The 3,495-nt window shown below is 71.0% G+C and carries 3 protein-coding genes and 3 pseudogenes; 1 reads left to right on the top strand and 5 read right to left on the bottom strand.

Going from position 1 to position 3,495, the window contains the following annotated elements:
- Positions 1 to 114, top strand: a pseudogene (locus AB0I76_RS25415) (lytic transglycosylase domain-containing protein); the annotation flags it as partial.
- Here the strand turns inward: AB0I76_RS25415 and AB0I76_RS25410 are convergent.
- The 5 genes and pseudogenes from AB0I76_RS25410 to AB0I76_RS25390 form a co-directional block, all read right to left on the bottom strand.
- Positions 113 to 241 (bottom strand): annotated as a pseudogene (locus tag AB0I76_RS25410) (thiamine pyrophosphate-dependent dehydrogenase E1 component subunit alpha); the annotation flags it as partial. The pseudogenes AB0I76_RS25415 and AB0I76_RS25410 overlap by 2 nt on opposite strands.
- Entirely contained in the window at positions 238 to 1,029 is a 792-nt protein-coding gene (locus AB0I76_RS25405; RefSeq protein WP_357040263.1) for a DUF3050 domain-containing protein, read from the bottom strand. The gene AB0I76_RS25405 and the pseudogene AB0I76_RS25410, both read right to left, overlap by 4 nt.
- Before the next feature lies 1 nt (position 1,030).
- Positions 1,031 to 1,960, bottom strand: coding sequence for a phytanoyl-CoA dioxygenase family protein (locus AB0I76_RS25400; RefSeq protein ID WP_357040260.1), 930 nt, complete (start codon positions 1,958 to 1,960; stop codon positions 1,031 to 1,033).
- The gene (gene hppD / locus AB0I76_RS25395; RefSeq protein WP_357040257.1) at positions 1,957 to 3,045 is read right to left on the bottom strand and encodes a 4-hydroxyphenylpyruvate dioxygenase; all 1,089 of its coding nucleotides are present in this window, start codon (positions 3,043 to 3,045) and stop codon (positions 1,957 to 1,959) included. The genes AB0I76_RS25400 and hppD overlap by 4 nt, the downstream gene beginning before the upstream one ends.
- Before the next feature lie 52 nt (positions 3,046 to 3,097).
- A pseudogene (locus AB0I76_RS25390) lies at positions 3,098 to 3,495 on the bottom strand (beta-ketoacyl synthase); the annotation flags it as partial.

Here is a 3,495-nt window from a genome sequence, read left to right as displayed (position 1 = left end):
ATGAACCAGCGCTTCGGGCAGAGCTACGACGTCGACGACTACCGCGACAACGCGTACCTGGGCGCCAACTACCTGGCCTGGCTGACGAAGTACATGTCACCGATGTACTTCGATCCTGACCGAGGTACGGGTGGATGCCGCCGACGATGTGCCCGGAGCGGACCAGGCCGATCGCGCGCTCCTCGAAGCGGCGGATCAGCCGGACCGTCCGGTAGAGCCGGACCGGGTCGGACCCGGTCACCCTCGGCCCTTGATGGCGGCCAGGATGTCGTCCCAGAGCTTCGCCCGGGCGGCGAGCGCGGTGTTGACGGTGTCGGCGCACTCCTGCCACTTGACGTCGTCGTCGCCGCACAGGTCGGCGAGCATCTGCATCGCCATCGGGGTGTGCTGCTCGCCGTCGACCTCGATGTGCCGCTCCAGGTAGTCGACGAACGTGTGCAGCCGCTGGCTGCGCTCGTTCACCGCGACCACCTGGGTGAACATGTCGGGAATGAGGTCCTCCCGGCCGAAGGCGAACGCGGCGGCCTGGCAGTGCACCGGGGTGGTCTCGATGATCTGCCAGGTGGTCGCGGCGAACGTCGCCGACGGGCCGGGTACGCCGGCCTCGGCCAGCGACGCGGTGACCGGCCGGCCCGCCCGCAGCAGCTCGACCAGCGTGTCCACGGGGGCGGTGTCCGCGCCGGCCTCCCGCATGCCCTGCACGTACAGCTCGAAGTGGCTGATGTAGCCGTCGCCCAGCTCGTCGCTCTCCTCGACCATGACGATGTCGTTGATGAGGCGGCGGCTGCCGGTCGGGCCGGTGGGGATCCACGGCACGGTGACGCAGGTGAGCTGCCGCTGCAACGACTTCAGCAGGGACATGAAGTCCCACACCGCGAAGACGTGGTGCTCCATGAAGGTGACCAGCGCCTCGTGGGTGTCGAGGTTGGCGTAGAGCGGGTGCCGCACCACCACGTCGCGGCGGTCGGTCACCGCCTTCTCCAGGCGCTCGATCCCCGGGTGGGTCCTACCCCAGTCGTACCGTGACATGTCAGCCTCCCTGCTGGGCGCGGTGGCGCCAGATGACCGGGCAGTATTCGGGGTCCGCGTAGTCCGGCCGCCCGTCGTGGGTGCGGCGGACCAGCACGTCGTGGTTGTACGCGGCGACGGTGCCGTCGGAGAGTTGATACTCCCGCCAGGCGTTGGCGCCGTCCTGCAGGTGCAGCGAGATCGCCTGGCGGGGTCGCCCGCTGACGTTCGCGCCGCTGCCGTGGTAGGTGCGGCAGTGGTGGAAGCTCATGTGTCCCTTGGGGATCACCATCGGCACCTTGCGGATCGTCGCGCCGTTGTGGGCGGCGTTCTCGGCCAGCATCTCCTCAAGCTGGTCGCGGTCCCGCTCGGCGAAGTGCCGCACCACGGTGTCGTCGGCGCCGATCTCCTTCCAGCGGTGCGAGGAGTCGACCATGGTGATGGTGCCCATCTCCTCGCCGCAGTCGTGGAACGGGATGAAGGCGGTGAGCATGTCCTCCGACGACGACGACGCCCAGTAGTGCTTGTCGAAGTGCCAGGGCACGATGTTCGACGGTTCACCGTCGATCGGCGGCTTGAGGATCAGCGTGGACTGGAAGATGCGGATCTCGCTGGCCCGTGCCAGCCGTGCGGCGACCGCCCCGATCAGCGGCTTGCGCAGGATCGCGGCGAGGCCGTCGTGCTCGTGGTGGACGTAGTCGTTGTGCCGCTGCACCGGCCCCAACGACTGCTCCCAGTAGGCGAGTTTCGGCGGGCGTACCGGCAGGCGGCGGTCCCGCTCCCCGGCGTAGTAGCGGTCCGCGGCGGCGGCGAGGGCGTCCACCTCGTCGTCGGTCAGCAGCTTCTTCGACAGGTACCAGCCGTGTTCGGCGTAGAACGCCACCTCCTCGTCGGTGGGCAGCAGCGCCTCCTCCTCGGCGGTCAAGGTCGGCGAAAACTCCGTCGTGGTCATGCCCCCACCCCCTGCGGTACGACCGCCGCGGCGGCCAGTTCCCGTTCCTTGGCCTCGTAGAGCGCCTTGATGTTGCCGCTGCCGAAGGTCCGCGCTCCGCGCCGCTCGATCAGCTCCAGGAACAGCGTCCGGCGCACGTGCATGGACTCGGTGAAGATCTGGAACAGCTGCCCACCGTGGTCCCGGTCGACGAGGACGCCGAGGTCCCGGAGCCGGTCCAGCGGCGCGTCGACCCGACCGACCCGCGCCTCCAGGGCGTCGTAGTAGCTGCCCGGGGTGCCCGGGAAGCGCACCCCACGCCGGGCCAGCGTCTCCACGGCGGTCACGATGTCGTCGGTGCGCAGCCCGAGGTGCTGCACCCCGGCACCCGCGTGCTGGTCGAGGAACGCGTCGATCTGCCCCGCCCGGCCGGTGGTGTCCGGCTCCAGCAGCACCAGGGTCACCCGCTCCGACGGGCTCTGCACGACCGTCGAGTTCATCGCCTGCCCGTCGACCTCGATGCGTTCGGTGAAGATCTCCGCGAAGCCGAACACCTCCCGGTACTGCCGGACCGTGGTCTCCAGGTGCCCCGGCGGCACGCAGACCGCCAGGTGGTCGATCTCGGCGAGCAGCTTGTCGGCGTCACCGTCGGCGGGAACCGCCTCGATCACGCCGGGCAGGAAGTCGCGTCGGTCGCCGCGCCGCTGCACCAGCCGGTGCACCACGTCGCCGAAGCCCCCCACCTCGGCGGTGACCACCTCGGCGTCCGCACCGGTGACGGTGGTCGGGGGCGTCACGGCGGTGGCGCCCCGGTCCAGCAGCTCGGCGTACGCACCGGCGGCGTCGTCCACCTCCAGGGCCACCACGGCGATGCCGTCGCCGTGCCGCTGCACGTACCGTGCCGCCGGATGGTCGGCGGTGAGCCCGGAGGTCAGCACCATCCGGATGTCGGCCTGCCCCAGCAGCAGCGACCGCTGGCCGACCAGCCCGGTCTCCGGGCCCCCCTGGCCGAGCAGGCCGAAGCCGACCGCGCGGCAGAAGTAGAAGGCGGCCTGCCGGGCGTCCCCCACGTAGAGTTCGATGTGGTCTATCCCACGGATGTCCATGTCCCAGCCCTTTCCACGGTTCCCCCCGTGGTCGTCGTTGCCGGTGGTGTCGTCACCCGCGGGTCCCCGCGGTCCGCGCGAGCAGCAGGCTCACGTTCTGGCCGCCGAACCCGAAGGAATTGGTCAGCGCGTACTCCGCCTCGGTGGCCCGGGGCTCGCCGCGGATGTGGTCCGCCGGACACGCCGGGTCCTCCTCGTCCAGGTTGTACGTCGGCGGCAGCAGCCCCCGGCCGAGCGCCAGCGCGGTGGCCGCCGTCTCCAGCACACCGGACGCGCCGAGCAGGTGGCCGGTCAGCGCCTTGGTCGAGCTGACCGGGACCCCGCCGACGCCGAAGACCTCCGCGAGGGCGGTCGTCTCGGCGATGTCGCCGAGCTTCGTGCCGGTACCGTGCGCGTTGACGTAGCCGACCCGGGCGGCGGGCACGCCGCCGCCGGCCAGCGCGCGCCGCA

The organism is Micromonospora sp. NPDC049799 (assembly GCF_040656655.1).
GTDB lineage: Bacteria > Actinomycetota > Actinomycetes > Mycobacteriales > Micromonosporaceae > Micromonospora.
This window is presented reverse-complemented; position numbering and strand designations above follow the sequence as displayed.